Origin of the sequence: Streptomyces sp. GD-15H, from assembly GCF_045291515.1 — a bacterium.
In the GTDB taxonomy this organism is placed as follows: Bacteria; Actinomycetota; Actinomycetes; order Streptomycetales; family Streptomycetaceae; genus Streptomyces.
In genome coordinates this window covers 7,758,347-7,776,316 of sequence record NZ_CP149447.1, presented here as the reverse complement: position 1 = coordinate 7,776,316, position 17,970 = coordinate 7,758,347, and the positions used below count along the sequence as shown (strand labels likewise).

Genomic DNA, 17,970 nt, shown 5'->3' with positions numbered 1-17,970 from the left:
GGTCACGGGAACGGCGGATCGTGGGCGTGCGGGTCCGGCAGATCCTGCGGGCTGTGCGGGGGTACGGGCGGCCGGGTCGGGATCGACGGCGCAGGCGGTTCGGTCGGCTTCGGTGGCGTGGACGGGTCGTCGTCCGGTCCGGTGGGCGGTGGGCAGTGGGCAGTGGGCAGTGGTGGAATGGTCACCGAGGTCCCCCAGGTGGTGATCGCCGTACGGACCGGGACACGGCTCGCACGGCAGGCGGAAGTGCTGCGCACCGGCTCCCGCTTGCTCCACAGGCCTGCTCCACAAGGCGCCCCCTCCCGGCATTCCATTCCACCGCGTTCCAGCGTTGATCAGCACCCCTGTGACCGCACTGAAACAACGCTGAACCAGCGTGTGGAGAACATCAGTTGCCTCAGTCGCCCCTTTACCGCCTCCTTCTCCAGCGGGAGGTCGTCGCGGCTGCCGATCGTCGCGGGCCGTGTCGGCGAATGTGTCAGCCGGTACGACGGTGGATCGACTTGAAGGTGACGTACTGGGACAGGCCCTCGATTCCGTACTCGACGCCCAGCCCCGAGTCGTGCCGCCCGCCGAAGGGCGCGTTGTGGTTGGAGCCGAAGAAGTTCACGCCGACGGATCCGGTGTCCATGCGTTCGGCGACCGCCTGCGCGGCCTCGCGGTCGGCGGAGAACACCACGCCGCCCAGCCCGAACGACGTGTCGTTGGCGAGGGCGACCGCCTCGTCGATGTCGTCGTAGCGCAGGACGCTCACCACCGGCCCGAAGATCTCCTCGCGCGCGATCCGCATGTCCGGGGTGACGTCGGCGAGGACCGTCGGCTCGATGAACCAGCCCCGTTCCGTGTCCGCGGGGCGTCCGCCGACGGTCGCTCGCGCCCCTTCCTCGCGGGCCGAGTCGAGGTAGTCGCGCACCACCTCGTACTGCGCCCGCGAGGCCATGGGCCCGAACACGGTGCCCTCGTCGAAGGGGTCGCCCTGCGGGGCGGCCTCGACCGTGCGGGTGACCATGTCGACCACCTCCTCGTAACGCTCCGAGGGGGCCAGGATGCGGGTGGAGATGTAACAGGTCTGCCCGGTGTTGCGCAGGCAGGTGCGGATCAGCGCCGCGGACATCTGCTCGAGGTCCGCGTCGGGGAGCACGATCGCCGAGGACTTCCCGCCGAGCTCGAGGGTGACCGGTCGCAGCAGTTCGCCGCACGCGGCCGCGATCCGGCGGCCGACCGGGGTCGACCCGGTGAAGGCGACCTTGGCCGTGAGCGGGTGGCGCACCAGCCGGTCGCCGACCTCACCGCCACCGGTGACCAGGTTGACCACCCCGGGCGGGACGCCGGCGGCCTCGCACGCCTCGACCACGAACCGGATCGACAGCGATGTGCCGGGTGCGGGTTTCATGACGACCGTGCAGCCGGCGAGCAGGGCCGGCGCCAGCTTGACCACCATGAGGTTGATCGGGAAGTTCCAGGGCGCGATCAGCACGCACGGGCCCACCGGGTCCCTGCGTACGACGGTCTCGGCGCCCCCCGCCGGGAACGGCCGTACGTCCTCGTCCTCGAGCCAGGACGCCAGCCCGGCGACGTGCCGCAGGATACCCGCCGCGTTCGCGGCGGCGCCGCGGGTCTCGCTGATCGGTGAGCCGTTCTCGAGGGTGTTGGTCAGCGCCGTCTCGGCGGCGCGGGCCTCGACCTCGTCGGCGATCCGCAGCAGCAGTGCGGCCCGCTGCGACGGCGTGGTCCGCGGCCACGGGCCGCTGCGAAAGGCCCGGTCGGCGGCGGACAGCGCGGCGTCGACGTCGTCGGCCGAGCAGTCCGGGACCGATCCCCACTCCTGGCCGGTGGCCGGATCGACCAGCGGCAGCCGGGCGGCAGCGGTCGAGCGGGTCCAGGCGCCGTCGGCGTAGAGATCGTCCACATGGGTCCAGCGGGGCTCCGGCCGGGTGGACGCCGTCCGTCCGGTCGCCGGCCGGGCATAGGTGGCACTCACCGGATCACAGCCGTCTTGAGCAGGGCACGCGAGCGGCTGAGGGTGGCGGTGGCCATGGCGACGGCCGGGGCGGTGAGCAGTTCGGGAATGATCTCCGTTTCGAGCCGGTCGCTGTAGACCGCGGGGTCCATGCGGAACCAGCCGGACGCCAGCGCGATCCCGGCGTGGTCGAAGCGCCACAGCCGGTCGGCGTCGCGGACCAGCGCGTCCTCCAGCGAGTACGCCTCCTTCCGGGTGTCGTGCCCGTCGATGATGTCGCAGACCTGCTGGACGAACGTGTCGTCGTAGCCGAGAGGGGGCAGCACCTCACGGGCGATCGCGCAGCCCTGCCTCTCGTGCTCGAACCGGATCTCGGCCCTGCGCCAGTCACCGGAGAAGCCCTCGGAGAGGATGCGCTCCTCGTCGACCCTCCCCCACCCGGTGTCGTGCAGCTGGATCGCCACGCGGACCAGCAGCCGGTCGACGTGGGGGAAGGAATCGCACAGCCGCTCCGCGTAGGCCAGCGAGATCGGCAGGTGGATGTCGTTGGCGCGCGTGCGGGTCTCGGGGACGACCGCCTTCCATATGGGGTCGAGATCGTCACCGGGGGCCGGGGTCAACGAGATGGGTGAGGTGTCGACCGGCCCGGGCGCCGGTACGGGGCGCTCGGTGGGCAGCGCGGTGGGCATGGTGTTCCCCTTCTCAGTCGGCCGCGACCAGGGCGGCCGGGTCGACGGTCACGGACTTGAGCGGGACGGACGGGTCTGTGGCGGCGTCGTGGGGGATGGACAGGCCCTTGGCCAGCGCGCTCCGGACCGCCATGAAGTCCAGCGGGTGGTTGACGCAGTCGGCGGCCAGGATGCGATCACCGCGGTAGTAGAGGACCGAGTGCCTTCCCCGCTCCGGGTCGGCGCGGACCAGCGTGCGGTCGTGGCCGGTGGACAGCCCCGCGATCTGGAGCTTGATGTCGCCCTGGTTGGACCAGAACCACGGGATGCCCGCGTACTCCTCGCGGCGGCCGGTGATGGCGTAGGCCGCCACCTTGGCCTGCTCGATGGCGTTGTTGACGCTCTCGAAGCGCACCCGGTCGCCGACGGGGGCGCCGGGGACGGGGTTGGGCAGGTTCGCGCAGTCGCCGACGGCGACGGTGACCCCGTCGGAGGCGAGGGCGGACTCGTCGACCCGAACACCGTTGTCGCACACCAGGCCGATCGATTCGGCCAGTTCGGTGTGGGGGATGACGCCGACGCCGACCAGCACCAGGTCGGCGGGCACCGTCCGGCCGTCGGCGAGTTCGACGCCGCCGACCCGGTCGCCGCGGGGCACGATGCGTCGGACCGAGGCGCCGAGCACGATGTCCATGCCAGCGGCCCGGTGGTGGTCGAGGAGGTAGGCCGAGGTCTCCTCGCCGACGGCCCGCGGGACCAGCCGGGGCGCCGCCTCGATCAGGGTGACCGAGCGGCCCATCCTGGTCAGGGACGCGGCCGCCTCGATGCCGATGAAGCCGCCGCCGATCACGACCGCGTCACGCACGTCGGGCACCCGGGCCTTGAGTTCGAGGGCGTCGTCGGCGTTTCGGAGGTAGAGGACGCCGGGCAGGTCGACGCCGTCGAGCAGCAGCCGCCGGGCCCGCGCGCCGACGGCCAGCGCCAGCCGGTCGAAGGGGAAGTCGGCGCCCGACATGGAGTGGGCGACCCCCGAGCCGTCGTCGTTCTTGTCGATGCGGATGATCCGCTCGTTCTTCACCACGTCGATGCGGTGTTCGGCCCAGTACTCCTGGGTGCGGAACATCAGCGACTCGTTGGTGATCTCGCCCTGCAGCCATTCCTTCGACAGGGCGGGCCGCTGGTAGGGGCGGTGGTTCTCGTCGCCGAGCAGGGTGATCGGGTCCTCGTACCCGAGCGCGCGCAGGGAGGTGGCGAGCGAGACACCGGCCTGTGAGGAGCCGATGATCAGCAGTCCGTCAGCCATGATCGTTCACACCTGGGTGGTCGGGGTGGTCACGTGCAGGTCGCAGCCCTCGGTGACCTTGAGCTGGCAGGAGAGACGGGAGTTGTCCTGCCGGTCCTCGGCGGCGCCCCAGAGCATCTCGTCCTCCATCTCCTCCATCGGCGGGAGCGAGGCGAGGCCGTCCTGGTCGACGTACACGTGGCAGGTGGCACAGGACAGGGAGCCGCCGCACTCGGCGACGATGCCGGGGACGCCGTTGCGGACCGCGGTCTCCATGACCGAGTCGCCGACGTTGGCCGCCACCGTGCGGGACGCGCCGGTGTGGTCGGTATAGGTGACCTGGGGCATGACTTTCCTCCTGGATCGAGGTCAGATGAACTGACGGCCGCCGTCGACGACCAGGGTCTGGCCGGTGACGAAGTCGCTGTCGGGGCCGGTGAGGTAGAGCGCGGCGCCGACGATGTCCTCGGGCCAGGCCCGTCGCAGGGAGCCGCGGTCGACGCCGTAGGACTCGGCGTCCTCGAGCAGGCCGCGGCTCGCCTCGGTGAGCGTGAAACCCGGCGCGATCGCGTTGACGGTGATCGAGCGGCGGCCGAGTTCCTTGGCCATCACACGGGTGAGCGCGATGACGCCGCCCTTGGAGGCGACGTAGTGCGCCCAGTTCTCCGAGCCGCTGTAGACGGTGGCCGAGGAGAGGTTGACGACCCGGCCGCCTTCGGGCAGGTACGGGCTGACGGCGCGGGTCATCAGCCACGGCCCCTTGAGGTTGACCGCCATCACGAGGTCCCATTCCGCGGGGTCGATGTCCTCGAGTGGCGAGCGGGTGACGGTGCCGTACACGGCCGCGTTGTTGACGAGGACGTCGATCCGGCCGCCTCCGAAGTCCGCGACCCGCGCGGCGAGTTCCTCGGTGGAGTCGGTGTCCGTGACGTCGACGCGCCCGTGCCAGGCGTCGGCCCCGGCGTTCTGGATCTGGCGGGCCGTCTCCTTGACGCCGTCGGTGTCGAGGTCGGCGACGGCGACGCGGTAGCCACGGCCGGCGAAGCCGAGGGCGAAGGCCCGGCCCAGGCCGCCCGCGGCACCGGTCACGAGGACGGTGCGGGCGAGCGCCTGAGGGGTGGGGAGCGACATGGTGGCTCAGCTCTCCAGGATCTCGACACGGCCGGCGGTGCCGTCGACGCGGATGCGCTGGCCGGTGCGGATGGTGCTCGAGGCCGAGCCCGTGCCGGTCACGGCGGGCAGGCCGTACTCGCGGCAGACGATGGCTGCGTGGCTCATCATGCCGCCGATGTCGGTGACGGTCGCCTTGATCTTGCCGAAGATCGGGCCCCAGGACGGAGCGGTGATCGTGGCCACGAGGATCTCGCCGTCCTGGACCTCGCCGAGCTGGTCGGCGGAGGTGATCAGGCGGGCCACGCCCTCGACCACGCCCGGCGAGGCGGCCATGCCGGTGATGGCACCGTCGTCGCCGCCCTCGTCCCCGGCCAGCCACTGCTGGACCTGGTCGGTGGTGATGCCGTAGAGCATCATCGTGAAGGGCTCGGTGATCTGGGCGGGCGGGGTGTTGAGCGCCGGCTGCGGACGGCGGGCCGAGAGCGCGTCGATGATGCCGCGGCGCCGCTCGATCTCGGCCGGCCAGTAGTGCGGTCCGGTCGGCTCGGCGCCGACCGCCCAGCCGGTGACGAGGTCGAAGATCGCGTCGCGCACCTCGTTGCGGTTGAGGTAGAGCATGTCGGCGGGGTCGTCCCAGAAGCCGGCGTCGGTGAACACCCGGGCGAGTTCGCGGACCTTGCGCCAGAAGACGCCCATGGTCCAGTGCTCGATGTAGAAGTTGTGGTTCTCGACGTAGGGGTAGGCGGTGGCGGCGAGGCCGCGCTTGGCGTCGAACTGCTCCCGTACGTCGTCCTGGAGCAGGTCGCGGTACTCCCCGACGATCCGCTCCTTCTCGGCGATCAGCTCGTCGACGGGCCGCATGATGTCCTGCCCCTCGTCGACGCGTCGGATGTAGTCCTTGATGTAGCCGAGCGGGATCTCCTGGTGCTCCCTCCAGTACTTGTCGTGGCCGTAGAAGCCGTTACCGACGGTGAAGTTGAACCAGGGGTCCTGCGCGGCCCGGTACGCCGCGAGCCACTCCTCGCCCCACTCCTCGCCCCCCGCGTTGCGGACCGCCCGCAGGGTGCCCTCGACGTCGTCGGGGTCGGCGAACGCCGCCTGGAGCCTCATCTCCACGGCCTTGACGGCGAGCTTCTTCAACTCGTCGTCGGGCCGGAACAGTTCCATGTCGACGCCCTGCACCATCTTCGCGATGGCCTGGTCGGGGATGCCCGGGAACACCTCCTTGCAGAAGCCGAAGAAGTCGAGGTAGGCGAGGTATCCGAGGTTGAGGAACTCGAAGTGGTACTGCCAGTTGCGGTAGAGCAGGGCGATCAGGCGGTCGTAGTTCTCCATCAGCACCTGGGAACCGTCCATGGCCTTGCCGGAGACGATGTCGTCGAACGGCACGGCGTCGGGCAGCGCGGTGAACTCGAGTTCCTCCATCTCGTCGATCGTGGCGCGGACCTTGGAGTGCCAGGCCTCCAGCAGGCTGTCCCAGTTCTGGAAGTAGTGGCCGGCGCGGCGTTCGAACTCCGGTACGCGGGCGGCGATCTCGTCCTCCGGCACCGGCACCGGGCTCATGTACAGATAGCCGAGATGGATCTTGAACTCGATGCCGTTCGCCGGCGGGATCAGCAGGTGGCGGGTGTTGTACTGGCCGAGGCACTTGACCGCGAACTCGCCGCCGATGGTCTCGAACGGCTTGAACACCGTGGGCCAGTGCTGGCTGTCGCAGAACCAGAACTTCTCGTCGCCGTCGGGGGCGTTGTCGAAGACGAGGTGGTAGGGGTAGAGCTTCTCCCACCCCTCGGCACCGGCGGGCACCTCGATCTCCGAGGGCTTCGGGAAGGACTTCATGGTCTGTTCGATGGTCATGCGGGTTCCTCTGCGGTTCGGGCTCAGCGGCCAATGAGGGAGGAGGTGAGACCAGTCATGGAGAAGCCGGTCGGGCCCGAGGCCCTGGGGGTGGCCGGGGCGGCCGGAGCGGCGGAGTGCACCGTCTCCGGGCGGGACTGCAGAAGCAGGAGGTTCTCGCCGTCGGGCAGGTCGGCGTCGAGTGCCCACTCGACGTCCTGCGGGCAGCCGTAGTGCTTCTCGGCCCGCTTGGCCAGGGTCGCGACGGCGAGCAGTTCGGCGTCGGTCAGGCAGCGCACCGCGCGGCGGTCCGGCTCGACCTCGCGTTCGACGAGCGAGCCGGTCCGCGGGTCGGGGACGAGTTCGGCGTGCTTGTCGCCGAGGTGCTCGCCGACCACGGCGAGCATGACCTTGTCGAGCAGGATGTTGTCGGGAGTGACCTGTCCGGAGACCACCATCTCGCCGACTCCCCACGAGGCGTCGATCACGATCTTGGAGCGGTCGCCGTTGGCGGGGTCGAGGGTCATCGCGACGCCCGAGGAGCGGGCGTTGACCATCTTCTGCACCGCGACGGCCATCGACAGGTCCTGCTCGGGGATGTTGTTGCGCAGCCGGTAGGTGATCGCCCTGCTGGTGTAGAGCGAGGCCCAGCACCGTCGTACGTGTTCCCGTACGGCGGGGTAGCCGGTGAGCCAGAGGTAGGTGTCCTGCTGGCCGGCGAAGCTGGCGTCGGGGAGGTCCTCGGCGGTCGCGGACGAGCGGACCGCGACCGGCACCTCATCGGGGAACCGCGACATCAGGGTGTCGTAGGCGTCCCGCAGCATGCCGTGCATGTCGTCGGGGACGTCCCGGGACTCGATCGTGGCCCGGATTTTCGCCGACACCCGGTCGACGCACGCGACGTCGTCGGGGTCGATCTCGGCGAGGGCGGCCTGGATCTCCTCGCGCAGGCCGCTGCCGTCGACGAAGCGGTCGAAGGCGGTCGTGGTCACGGCGAATCCGGGCGGTACGGGCATGCCGGCGGTGGTCATGGAGACCAGCGAGGCACACTTGCCGCCGAGCAGTTCGAGTGTGGGCGCGTGGCCGCTGTCGAAGAAGACGATGGAGTCGTTCACGGGTCAGTCCTCCCAAGTCACCCTGACCGCGGCGGGCGCGCGGAAGGAGAGGTTGTCGCCGAAGTGGATGTCGGAGTCGTCGGCGAGGCGGAGGCCGGGCGCGAGGCGGGCGGTCTCCTCGAGCGTGATCCTCGCCTGGAGCTTGGCCAGCATGTTGCCGAGGCAGTAGTGGATGCCGAATCCGAAGGAGAGGTGCTCCCGGGCGTTGGCCCGGCCGATGTCGAAGGACTCGCCGTCCTCGAAGCGGGACGCGTCGCGATTGGCCGAACCCATCAGCAGCAGGATGTCGGCGCCCTTCGGGACCGCCACACCGCCGATCTCGGCGTCGCGCAGCGCCTTTCGGCGCCAGCCGACGATGGAGGGGCTGTAGCGCAGCACCTCGTCGACCGCGCCGGGGATGCGGCGGGGATCCTCGACGACCTGCCGCCACTGGTCGGGGTGGGAGAGCAGCACCCGCAGGGCGTTGGAGATCAGTGTGGTGGTGGTCTCGTGTCCGGCGAAGAGCAGCGAGTAGCAGACCGAGGCTATCTCGTGGTCGCTGATCGGGTCGCCCTCGGCCTGCATCCGGACCATGTCGCCGACCAGGCTGTCCCGCTCGGTCTCGTGGGCCTCGGCGACCAGTCGGCGGCATTCCGCCCAGTACTCGACGAGGTTGCGGGCGTGCGGTACCTGCTCCTCGTCGGAGAGGTCGCCCCACGTCATGGCCGAGCGGGAGTCCGACCAACGCTTGAAGGTGTCGATCCGCGAGACGTCGGCGCCGATCAGGGTGAGGATCGTGATCGTCGGTACGTCGTAGGCCAGGTCCCGGACCAGTTCGCCGTGGCGCTCGGGGCGGGCCAGCATCGTCTCGAGCAGTCGTACGACGTTGGCACGGATGTCGGGTTCGAGCACCTTGAACCGGCGCGGGGTGAACGCCTTGGCGGCGACCTTGCGGATCCGGGTGTGCTCCGGGGGGACCCGGGCGGAAAGGCCGGAGTAGGCGGTGAAGCCGCCTTCCTCCATGATCTGCTTCGCCTGCGGTCCGCGCTCGCGCACCGGCGCCTGGGCGTTCTCGGAGGAGAAGGTCTCCCAGTCCTCGAAAACGGCCTTGATGTCGTCGTACCGGCTCACCACCCAGCAGCCGATCCGCTCGTCGTACATCACCGGCTCCTCCGCGCGGAGGGCGGCGTACGACGGGAACGGGTCGTCCTGGGAGAACGGCTCGTAGCCGTGATGGATCGGACAGCCCGGAGCCGTGCCGGCCGGGGTCTGGGTCGACGTCATCCCGCCTCCTGTTCATCACGTCGCCGTGCGACGACCACCTCATCGTGGCCCCCGACACATCAGGAGGTCCACGCGTGACTTCCGTTGGACGGAAGTGGTTCGCGCTCCGGGAAGCAGCTCGCGCAGGGTCAGGAGCGTCCGCGGCCGGCCCGCCGCGGGATGCGGGCGAGGCTGGGCTGGGGGCGGGCGGCGGCCGCCTCGATGCGGCGCGCGATGCCTCGCAGGGTCGGCAGGTGGCGGGTCATCGTGGCCCCGTCGCTCGACAGCATGACCAGGCCGATGGCGGCCGGGTGGGGTTCGAGGCGGACCGGGACGGCGATCGAGCACGACCCCGCGCGAACCTCCTCCTGGGTGGTCGCGTAGCCCTCGTCGCGGACCCTGCGCAGCTCCGCGGCCAGCCGTCCCGGGTTGACATGGGTGTGCCGGGTGGCCGCCTCGAGCCGGTGGGCGAGGTACGCGTCGCGCACCCACTCCTCCTCGCAGGCCAGCAGCACCTTGCCGACCGCGGTGGCGTGCAGCGGCAGGCGCCCGCCGACGCGGGAGGCGCGAGGGACCCGGGTGGAGCCGTAGATCCGGTCGATGTAGAGGGCCTCGTCGCCGTCCCTGATCGCGATGTGCGCGGTCTCGTGGGTGAGGGAGAACAGGTCCTGCAGGTAGGGCCTCGCGGTGTCGCGCAGGTGGCGGCCGGCGTTCTGGGCGACCTCCCACAGACGCAGGCCCACGGTGTAGCGGCCCTGTTCGTCGCGTTCCAGCGCGCCCCATTCGACGAGCTCCTTCACCAGGCGGTGCGCGGTGGGCAGGGGCAGGTCGGCGTGCTCGGCGAGATCGCTCAGGGAGAGCGCGTTGGGACCGCTCTCGAAGGCGCTGAGCAGCGCGAACGCCTTCGAGGTCACCGTGCGGCCGTCACCGCGCATGGGGCCTCCAGAGATCGTCGGAGTGCCATCGTCGCGCACGGCGGGCGGCCCGTCGAGCGCGTGTGGCGTACCGTCCGTGCCGCCCGCGGGGGGCTCGGCCCGTCGGCCGGAGGAGCGTGGCTCGGCGCGGGCGGGGGCACGCGGGCTCGTCTCAGCCGAGCGCGATCCGCTGGGGTGTGCTGTCGATCGCCGCGACCGCGGCGAGGGCGCGGGCCATGGTGCGGGCGGCGTCGGTGAACAGGTGGTCGTGGACCCGGCTGCCGATCAGTGTGTGCGCCTGCTCGCGGGTCAGCCCGAACCAGTCCATGACGGTGTCCACGCCGTGCGGGGTGAGCCGCCAGAGCTTGTCGGCGTCCTTGACCAGCGAGTCGTTGAGGGAGAGCGCGGTGAGCCGGGTGTCGTGGCCGTCGATGATCTCGACGATCTCGGCCGCCCGCGCGGGATCGTGGCCGAGCCGGGCGAGGATGTCCGCGGCGATCGCGGCGCCCTCCTTCTCGTGGCGCAGGACGAGGTCGCGGCGACCCCCGCCGGGGCGGATGGCCTCGAGCACCTCGTCCTCGGGCACCCTCGACCAGCCGGTGTCGTGGAGGATGATCGCGGGCAGCACGACCTCGCGGTCGGCCTCGGGATGCAGGTCGCACAGGGCCGCGGCGAGGCCGTAGGAGTAGGCGGTGTGGCCGTCGTTGCTCCGCACGTGGAGGTGGTCGACGGCCAGGCGCCATACGGCGTCGTCCTCGGGCCGGAAGCCCGCGGTGCCGGGCACGTCCGCGCGGTCGGGCAGGTGGCCGGTGACATCCGCGCCGATCTGGTTGGCGGTCGGGCTCTGACGGGGCAGTGCCATGGTCATCGTCCTTCCGGCCAGCCGGTGTAGGCCTCGGCCAGGTAGGTCGAGCCCGCGGTCGAGCCGGTCACCGCGGACAGTTCGCCCTCCTGGCGCCGGACGTCGAACGGGCTGGCCCCCGGCAGCGTGTGCAGCATCGTGGTCATCCAGTAGGAGAAGTGCTGGGCCTTCCAGACCCGGCCGAGGGCCCGCGCGCTGTAGGCCTCCAGCGGGGCGGTGTCACCGCTCGCGACCGCCCGCTCGAGCTCCTCGGCCAGTACCCGTACGTCGGCCAGGGCCAGGTTGAGGCCCTTGGCGCCGGTCGGCGGCACCGTGTGCGCGGCGTCGCCGGCGAGCACCAGCCGACCGTGGTGCATCGGCTCCTGGACGAAGCTGCGGAACGGCAGCACGGTCCTGGAGGTGATCGGCCCCTCCTTGAGCGTGTGGCCGTTGGCCCCGACGCGTGACTGGAGCTCCTCCCAGATCCGGTCGTCGGACCAGGTGGCGGCGTCCTCCGCGGGATCGCACTGGAAGTACATCCGCTGGAGTGTCTCGGTGCGCTGGCTGATCAGCGCGAAACCGCGCGGCGAGTGGTTGTAGATCAGCTCCGGCGCGCTCGGCGGCGCCTCGGTCAGGATGCCGAACCAGGCGAAGGGATATTCGCGGAAGTACTGCGTGCGCCGTGCCTCCGGCACCTCGCGGCGGCACAGGCTGCGTGATCCGTCGGCGCCCACGAGGAAGTCGGCGCGCACCTCGTGGGGGGTGCCGCCGGCGTCGGTGAACCGCATGACCGGGGAGTCGGAGGTGAGGTCGTCGACCGCGACGTCGGTGACGCCGAACCGGACGTCGCCGCCGTCACGCTCGCGGGCGTCGGCGAGATCGATGAAGACATCGGTCTGGGGGTAGAGCTGGGTCGAGGCACCGACCAGCCCCTGGAAGTCGATGCGGTGCCCGCCCCCGCCGAACGCCAGCTCGATACCGTCGTGGCGGTAACCGTCGCGGTGCACCCGGTCGGAGACGCCGGTGCCGACCAGCAGGTCGACCGAGTCCTGCTCGAGGATCCCCGCGCGATGGGTCTCCTCGATCTCCCGACGGCTGCGCAGGTCGATCGCTACGGAATCGATCCCGGCCCGGGCGAGCAGGTGGGAGAGCATGAGGCCGGCGGGGCCGGCCCCGACGATGCCGATCTGCGTGCGGCTGTGGATGCGCGAGGAGGACATGGGCGACATTCTGCGTCCGTCCGAGCCACCCGGCCAGGGCTCTCTTCCATCCAGTGGAAGCGGACCAGACCGTCCACCCGACCCGGAGCTTCGGATTCCGGCGCCCGGACCTCCCGGAGAACCAAACCTAGACAGGTGTCAAATTCTTGGTTAGGTTGGCCGGACTTCACCGCTGGGAGGCGCGACTTGTCCTGAAACGGCAGGTCACACCTCAACGACGAGGAGATCGACTATGGAACTCGACGGCAGGATCGCGGTCGTCACCGGTGCGGCTTCGGGCATGGGCCTGGCCGCAGTGAAGGCCCTGGCGGGAGCCGGTGCCACGGTCTACGGCATGGATCTGCGGCAGGAGGACCTCGACCGCGAGTTCGCCGGTCTGGAGCGGGTCCTGGGCCATGCCACGGACGTCTCCGACTCCGCCGCCGTGAACCGCGTCTTCGACCGGGTCCGGGAGGACCACGGCCGCCTGCACATCCTCGTGAACGCCGCCGGTGTCGCCACGCCGAACAAGGCCAAGCAGGCGTGGGTGGACGGCATCAACCAGAAGATGACCGAGTCCTTCAAGAGCGGCGAGCCCTACCACCCCGAGTTCCTGGACGGCATCTCCGACGAGGACTTCGACCGCGTCGTCGCGATCAATCTCAACGGCACCTTCTACACGATCCGTGCCGCCGTGCCGCTGCTGAAGGAGAGCGGCAGCGGCTCGATCATCAACTTCGCCTCCGTCGCGGGGCTCATCGGCCTGCCGATGCCCGCCTACTACCCGGCGTCCAAGGCCGCGGTCGTGGGCCTCACCAAGGCGGTGGCGGCGGAGCTCGCCCCCTTCGACATCCGGGTCAACGCGCTGGCCCCGGCCGGCATCAGGACGGCCATGCTCACGGCGTCCGGCGACGACCACGTCCAGGCGCTGCTCTCCCTCCAGCCGCTGAAGCGCCTGGCCGAGCCCGACGAGATCGGCCGGACGGTCCTCTTCCTCGCCTCCGACGCGGCGGGCCACTACACCGGTCAGACGCTGGCGCCCTCCGGCGGCGCCCTCATGCTCTGACCCCCATCGACAACCGGACGGAGAAGATCCAGTGCAGCACACCGAGGCCCCGGAGCCCACGGTCGCCCTCACCGAGACACCCGGCGTCGAGCGCCGCTTCCTCGAGGTCCTGGACGACACCATCCGCGCGGACATCGAGAGCGGCGCGTACCACGGGGCGAACGTCATCGTGGCCCGCCACGGCGAGATCGCCCTGCGCGGCAGCTACGGACTGGCCGACGTCGAGACCGGCCGCCCGACCCGACGCGACGACGTCTACCGCATCCTGTCCATGTCCAAGGGCTTCACCAACGCCCTGGTCTTCCGGGCCCTCAGCGAGGGCAGGCTGATGCTGTCGACCCGTGTCGTCGACCTCATTCCCGAGTTCTTCGGCACCGAGCCGTTCCGCGCGGCGCGCAAGGACCGGATCAACCTCGCCCACCTGCTCACCCATCGCGCCGGCATGCCCGCGACGCCCAACCCGGGGCTGGGCCCGGAGGGTTTCGCCGTACTCGCCGATGTCATCGAGGCGCTGGCCGGCGTCGACGTCGTGCACGAACCGGGCACGAACCTGAACTACTCGGCGGCCATCAACCACGCGCTGATGGGCGAGATGGCCCGTCGCGCCTACGGTGCCGGCTCGTTCCGGGAGCTCATGCAGGAGAAGGTCTTCGGCCCCGTCGGCATGACGCACACCCGGTTCGGGATGCCCGCCGAATGGCGTGACCTGGGCGTTCCGCTGAAGGTCATCGTCGCCAACGACTCCTGGCTCAAGCCCGAGGACATCGAGTGCCTCAACGACGTCATCGACCGCGAGGACGCCGAGATGCCCTGGGTCGGCGCGGTGTCCACCATCGACGACGTCTTCGCGTTCACCGAGATGCTGCGGAACAAGGGGCGCACCGGCTCCGGGGAGCAGCTCATCGGTGAGTCGGTGCTGGACTTCGCCACGAGCAACCAGACCGGCGACCAGATCAACGACCTCTACGGCATGGTCGCCGCCGCCCGCAAGTGGGACCTCCCGCCGGGCAACATGGGCCTGGGCATGGCCCTCGCCGGCACGGGGACGCACGCCCGTTTCTTCGGCCCGTTCGTCTCGCCGCGCACCTTCGGCTCCTACGGCGCCGGTTCGTCCCTGCTGTGGGTGGACCCCGTCTCGGGCATGTCCTTCTGTTTCCTCTCCTCCGGTGTGATGGACGAGGGAGACAACGTCGCCCGCTTCCAGAAGCTTTCCTCGATCGCCGCCTCCGCGGCAACCAGCGTCTGACCCGCGAAAGGACCAGGCCATGACGTCACTTCAGGAAGAGGCCCGTCCCGTGGGCCGCTGCCCCGTCGCCCACGGTTTCGACGCGATGGGTGACGACTACTACCGGGACCCGGCCGGTCATCTGGCCACGGTCCGGGACACCTCGCCGGTGTTCTGGTATCCGCACCTGAACGCGTGGATCGTCACGCGGCGGGAGGACTGCCTCACCGTCCTGTCGGACTGGCAGACCTACTCCTCGGCCGCCAACTCGGCCGCGGACGTGCCGGCGAAGCACCGGGAGATCTACCCGCCGGATCTCGTGTCGAAGATGATCGTGGGGCAGGACCCGCCCGGGCACACCGAGACGCGGTCCGTGGCGCAGCGGGGCTTCGTCAAGGAGCGCATGGACCGGCTGCAGCCCGAGATCGAGGCCAGGGCGCACCGCATCATCGACAGGTTCGAGAACAACGGTTCCGCGAACCTGCTCGAGGAGTACTCGCTGGAGCTGACCACCCAGACCATCATGGCGCTGCTGGGTCTCGGCTACGAACACGAGGCGATGCTGCGGCAGTTGCGCGACGACCTGTTCTCCGTGCTGTCGTCCGCGCACGAGCCGCTGCCCGAGCCGGCGCGGTCCCAGGTGTGGGACCGCTTCGTCGAGGCCAACCTGAAGCTGCGTGACATCGTGGACGCGCGGCGCGACTCCGATGCCGACGACATCATCTCCGTGATGGCGTCGGCCCGGGCGAAGGACGGCTCGTACGCGCTGCCCACGCCCCAGATCGCCCTGCACGTCTCCGAGTTCGCCGCGGCCGGCACGGACACCACGGCCCAGGCCATGACCAACGCGGTCCTCTTCCTGTCCCAGAACCCGCAGGCGCTCGAGGACGCCCTCGCCGAACCGGAGCTCTGGCCCCGGGTCTTCGAGGAGACGGTGCGGCGGCGCCCGTCCTCGACGTTCACCTCCCGCCGGGTGACGCGGGACGTGGAACTGTCCGGCGTGCGCATCTCCGCCGGTGACATGGTGTGGGTCGCGCTGGCCTCGGCCAACACCGATCCCGAGCACGTCGAGCGGCCCTTCGAGTTCGACATCCACCGCCCCGATCCCACCGATCACCTGGCCTTCACCGCCGGACGGCACACCTGCCTCGGCAACCCCCTGGCCCGTGTCCAGGGCGCCACGGGGCTGCGCGTGCTCTTCGAGCGGCTGCCGTCGCTGCGCCCGGACGACACCGACGAACTCGACTTCCTGCGCATGGCCCTGCTCCCGGTGCGCCGCTCGCTGCAGGTGCACTGGGACGTCGCGGACGTCGAGCGCTCCCGGACGCGGACCGTGCGCACCCTGAACCTGGAGGTGACCGAGCGCATCGAGGCATCGGACGGTGTCGTCGCCCTGACCCTGAGCCACCCGGACGGTGGGGACCTGCCGCCGTGGAAGGCCGGGGCCCATGTCGACGTCCATGTGCCCAACGAGGACGGGGAGCCGTGGGTGCGCCAGTACTCGCTGTCCTCCGACCCCGAGGACCGTACGTCCTACCGCATCGGCGTGCTGCGGGAGCAGGCCGGCCGGGGCGGGTCGGCGGCGGTGCACGACGCGCTGGCGGTCGGTTCCCGAGTCACCGTGTCCTGGCCGCGCAACAACTTCCGGCTCCTGCCCTCGCCCCGCTACCTGTTCATCGCGGGCGGCATCGGTGTCACCCCGATCCTGCCCATGATCCGGGAGGCCGAGCGGGCCGGCGCCGAATGGAACCTCGTCTACGGTGGGCGCACTCAGGCGTCGATGGCCTTCCGCGACGAGCTGGCCGTCCACGGCGACCGGGTCACGGTGGTCCCGCAGGACGAGCTGGGACTGATCGACCTGCCCGGTTTGCTCGGTGAGGTGCGCGAGGGCACGCTCGTCTACGCGTGCGGCCCCGAGCCGCTGCTGCGGGCAGTGGAGGAGAACACCGCCCACTGGCCGAAGAACTCCCTGCGCTTGGAGCGGTTCGCCCCGAAGCCCGTGGCACGGACCGTTCCCGACACACCGTTCCAGGTGGAGTTCGCCGAGTCCGGGACGGTCGTCGAGGTCGGCGCGGACGAGACGATCCTGGAGGCCGCGGAGAAGGCCGGGCTCCCGGTGGTCTCCTCGTGCAAGACCGGTACGTGCGGCACCTGCGAGACGCCCATCGTCGCCGGCCGGGCCGACCACCGGGACTCGATCCTCACCCCGTCGGAGCAGGAGGCCGACAGGACCATGCTGATCTGCGTGTCCCGGGCCGCGGCAGGGTGCCCGCGACTGGTGCTGGGCGGCTGACGCCGGGCCGTTCCGTGCTCCCCCACTCCGTCGGGAAACCCGTTGGCCGGGTTTCCCGACGGAGTTCTGCGTACGGAGTGGGGAAGTCCGCGGCGCCCTCCGGTGGTTCCCGTGCCCCCGCGTCAGTCGTCGAACAACTGGGCCCACTGCCGGGCCAGTGAGGTGAGGATCAGCTCCTCCCGCTCCTTGTGACCGCGGAGGTAAAGGAAGTAGAAGTTGCGTTCCAGGCTCATCATGAGCGTGGCCATGTGCACTTCGCGTGCCACCCGCTCGTCCTCCGTCGCACCGTCCAGGTGGAGCGACGCGTGGGACGACGAGACGCGCCGGATCAGGCCCAGCCATTCCTCGAGTACGTCCGGGTCGATGGCCATGGCCTGGTTGACGGCCTCGAACTCGGTGGCGTAGCGCAGCCACATCTCGCGGGCGGTGCCCATCCACTCCCGCATGGCCTCGGGCGTGTGCCTCGGCATCCCGTCCAGTACGGCGTAGAGCTCGGCCACCTCGGCCTCGATCTCGGCCATGCGGGCCCTGATGATCTGGGACTTGCTGTTGAAGTACAGGTACAGGTTGGCCCGGCTGCTGCCGGCCGCGGCCGCGATCTGGGCCATGGACGTGCGTTCGTAGCCCTGTTCCTTGAACAGGCGCAGGGCCTCGTCGACGAATCGCTGACGGGTGGCGATGCTCTTCGCCGTACGGTTCGTTGCCATGCGGAGTACCTGGCTCACAAGAAGAAGCGGTGGGTCACGGGACACTCCTGGGCGGTCGGCGCGGCGGTACGGCACTGCCGGTGCAGTCTAGCCATCCGGGCGAGCCGCGCCGGGGGCGCTCCCCCTACTCCGATCGGGTGAACGCCGGTGGCGCGCCCCGGACGCGCCGCCGAGACTCCAAGGGGAGGTCGGGGAACTCCCTCCGACGTCCGGAGCCTCCCTTCCGGAAAGGAAGACCTTCTTGGAACGGCCGCCCCGGCCGCCGCAGCGAAAGGCGAGGTACGCCTCATGGCCGGCCGCACCGGCCGAATCGAGCAGGCCCCGCCGCATTTCGTGGAGGTGACCGGGCGGCAGGCACCCGAGTACGTGATCGTCGAGACCGCTCTCGAGGCCACCGCCCACTCCCTGGCAACCCGTTAGCCCGCCGCCAGGACTCCGGCGGCTGCCGCTGCCAGGCGTACGCCCTCATCGGCGACGCGCCACCCGCATCGACAGGGCATGCCGGTCCT

General features: G+C 70.6%; 17 protein-coding genes. 4 read left to right on the top strand and 13 right to left on the bottom strand.

What is annotated here, in order from left to right; genetic code table 11:
• Positions 1–2: 2 nt before the first annotated feature.
• The 12 genes from WJ438_RS36780 to WJ438_RS36725 form a co-directional block, all read right to left on the bottom strand.
• On the bottom strand, positions 3–257 hold the full coding sequence (locus WJ438_RS36780; RefSeq protein ID WP_406729023.1) for a hypothetical protein: 255 nt from the start codon (positions 255–257) through the stop codon (positions 3–5).
• Between the two features lie 221 nt (positions 258–478).
• Positions 479–1,981, bottom strand: a complete 1,503-nt coding sequence (locus tag WJ438_RS36775) for an aldehyde dehydrogenase family protein (protein WP_406729022.1) — start codon at positions 1,979–1,981, stop codon at positions 479–481.
• Positions 1,978–2,649, bottom strand: coding sequence for an HD domain-containing protein (locus WJ438_RS36770; RefSeq protein ID WP_406729021.1), 672 nt, complete (start codon positions 2,647–2,649; stop codon positions 1,978–1,980). The genes WJ438_RS36775 and WJ438_RS36770 overlap by 4 nt, the downstream gene beginning before the upstream one ends.
• A gap of 13 nt (positions 2,650–2,662) precedes the next feature.
• Positions 2,663–3,931: an NAD(P)/FAD-dependent oxidoreductase gene (locus tag WJ438_RS36765; protein WP_406729020.1), complete on the bottom strand. Its 1,269-nt coding sequence runs from the start codon at positions 3,929–3,931 to the stop codon at positions 2,663–2,665.
• Positions 3,932–3,937: 6 nt separating this feature from the next.
• Positions 3,938–4,258 carry a 2Fe-2S iron-sulfur cluster-binding protein gene (locus WJ438_RS36760; RefSeq protein WP_406729019.1) on the bottom strand — a complete coding sequence of 107 codons (321 nt, stop codon included), beginning with the start codon at positions 4,256–4,258 and terminating at the stop codon, positions 3,938–3,940.
• A 21-nt stretch (positions 4,259–4,279) separates the two neighbouring features.
• A complete protein-coding gene (locus tag WJ438_RS36755) occupies positions 4,280–5,041 on the bottom strand; it encodes an SDR family NAD(P)-dependent oxidoreductase (protein WP_406729018.1) in 762 nt (253 codons plus the stop codon).
• Positions 5,042–5,047: 6 nt separating this feature from the next.
• Positions 5,048–6,880 (bottom strand): PEP-utilizing enzyme, encoded by a 1,833-nt coding sequence (locus WJ438_RS36750; RefSeq protein ID WP_406729017.1) that lies wholly within the window; start codon positions 6,878–6,880, stop codon positions 5,048–5,050.
• Between the two features lie 23 nt (positions 6,881–6,903).
• Positions 6,904–7,974 carry a PEP/pyruvate-binding domain-containing protein gene (locus tag WJ438_RS36745; RefSeq protein ID WP_406729016.1) on the bottom strand — a complete coding sequence of 357 codons (1,071 nt, stop codon included), beginning with the start codon at positions 7,972–7,974 and terminating at the stop codon, positions 6,904–6,906.
• 3 nt (positions 7,975–7,977) lie between these two features.
• Positions 7,978–9,237 carry a cytochrome P450 gene (locus WJ438_RS36740; RefSeq protein ID WP_406729015.1) on the bottom strand — a complete coding sequence of 420 codons (1,260 nt, stop codon included), beginning with the start codon at positions 9,235–9,237 and terminating at the stop codon, positions 7,978–7,980.
• A 128-nt stretch (positions 9,238–9,365) separates the two neighbouring features.
• On the bottom strand, positions 9,366–10,151 hold the full coding sequence (locus WJ438_RS36735) for an IclR family transcriptional regulator (protein ID WP_406729014.1): 786 nt from the start codon (positions 10,149–10,151) through the stop codon (positions 9,366–9,368).
• Positions 10,152–10,302: 151 nt separating this feature from the next.
• Positions 10,303–10,992: an HD domain-containing protein gene (locus tag WJ438_RS36730; RefSeq protein WP_406729013.1), complete on the bottom strand. Its 690-nt coding sequence runs from the start codon at positions 10,990–10,992 to the stop codon at positions 10,303–10,305.
• 2 nt (positions 10,993–10,994) lie between these two features.
• On the bottom strand, positions 10,995–12,191 hold the full coding sequence (locus WJ438_RS36725) for a 4-hydroxybenzoate 3-monooxygenase (protein WP_406729012.1): 1,197 nt from the start codon (positions 12,189–12,191) through the stop codon (positions 10,995–10,997).
• A gap of 232 nt (positions 12,192–12,423) precedes the next feature.
• Between WJ438_RS36725 and WJ438_RS36720 the strand changes: the two genes are divergently transcribed.
• Genes WJ438_RS36720 through WJ438_RS36710 form a run of 3 tightly spaced genes read left to right on the top strand, consistent with a single transcriptional unit; the run spans position 12,424 to position 16,754 of the window.
• Positions 12,424–13,236, top strand: coding sequence for an SDR family NAD(P)-dependent oxidoreductase (locus WJ438_RS36720; protein ID WP_406729011.1), 813 nt, complete (start codon positions 12,424–12,426; stop codon positions 13,234–13,236).
• A gap of 31 nt (positions 13,237–13,267) precedes the next feature.
• The gene (locus WJ438_RS36715; protein ID WP_406729010.1) at positions 13,268–14,482 is read left to right on the top strand and encodes a serine hydrolase domain-containing protein; all 1,215 of its coding nucleotides are present in this window, start codon (positions 13,268–13,270) and stop codon (positions 14,480–14,482) included.
• Between the two features lie 19 nt (positions 14,483–14,501).
• Positions 14,502–16,754 carry a cytochrome P450 gene (locus WJ438_RS36710; RefSeq protein WP_406729009.1) on the top strand — a complete coding sequence of 751 codons (2,253 nt, stop codon included), beginning with the start codon at positions 14,502–14,504 and terminating at the stop codon, positions 16,752–16,754.
• Positions 16,755–16,876: 122 nt separating this feature from the next.
• Here the strand turns inward: WJ438_RS36710 and WJ438_RS36705 are convergent, their stop codons facing one another.
• Complete coding sequence (locus tag WJ438_RS36705) at positions 16,877–17,461, bottom strand: TetR/AcrR family transcriptional regulator (protein ID WP_406729008.1); 585 nt, start codon at positions 17,459–17,461, stop codon at positions 16,877–16,879.
• A gap of 288 nt (positions 17,462–17,749) precedes the next feature.
• Between WJ438_RS36705 and WJ438_RS36700 the strand changes: the two genes are divergently transcribed.
• Positions 17,750–17,881 carry a hypothetical protein gene (locus tag WJ438_RS36700; protein ID WP_406729007.1) on the top strand — a complete coding sequence of 44 codons (132 nt, stop codon included), beginning with the start codon at positions 17,750–17,752 and terminating at the stop codon, positions 17,879–17,881.
• Positions 17,882–17,970: the final 89 nt, after the last annotated feature.

Coding starts and splice junctions, on each gene's coding strand:
- WJ438_RS36770 (WP_406729021.1), bottom strand. CDS start 2,649: ATGCCCACCGCGCTGCCCACCGAGCGCCCCGTACCGGCGCCCGGGCCG.
- WJ438_RS36765 (WP_406729020.1), bottom strand. CDS start 3,931: ATGGCTGACGGACTGCTGATCATCGGCTCCTCACAGGCCGGTGTCTCG.
- WJ438_RS36760 (WP_406729019.1), bottom strand. CDS start 4,258: ATGCCCCAGGTCACCTATACCGACCACACCGGCGCGTCCCGCACGGTG.
- WJ438_RS36755 (WP_406729018.1), bottom strand. CDS start 5,041: ATGTCGCTCCCCACCCCTCAGGCGCTCGCCCGCACCGTCCTCGTGACC.
- WJ438_RS36750 (WP_406729017.1), bottom strand. CDS start 6,880: ATGACCATCGAACAGACCATGAAGTCCTTCCCGAAGCCCTCGGAGATC.
- WJ438_RS36740 (WP_406729015.1), bottom strand. CDS start 9,237: ATGACGTCGACCCAGACCCCGGCCGGCACGGCTCCGGGCTGTCCGATC.
- WJ438_RS36735 (WP_406729014.1), bottom strand. CDS start 10,151: ATGCGCGGTGACGGCCGCACGGTGACCTCGAAGGCGTTCGCGCTGCTC.
- WJ438_RS36730 (WP_406729013.1), bottom strand. CDS start 10,992: ATGGCACTGCCCCGTCAGAGCCCGACCGCCAACCAGATCGGCGCGGAT.
- WJ438_RS36725 (WP_406729012.1), bottom strand. CDS start 12,191: ATGTCCTCCTCGCGCATCCACAGCCGCACGCAGATCGGCATCGTCGGG.
- WJ438_RS36720 (WP_406729011.1), top strand. CDS start 12,424: ATGGAACTCGACGGCAGGATCGCGGTCGTCACCGGTGCGGCTTCGGGC.
- WJ438_RS36710 (WP_406729009.1), top strand. CDS start 14,502: ATGACGTCACTTCAGGAAGAGGCCCGTCCCGTGGGCCGCTGCCCCGTC.
- WJ438_RS36705 (WP_406729008.1), bottom strand. CDS start 17,461: ATGGCAACGAACCGTACGGCGAAGAGCATCGCCACCCGTCAGCGATTC.
- WJ438_RS36700 (WP_406729007.1), top strand. CDS start 17,750: ATGGCCGGCCGCACCGGCCGAATCGAGCAGGCCCCGCCGCATTTCGTG.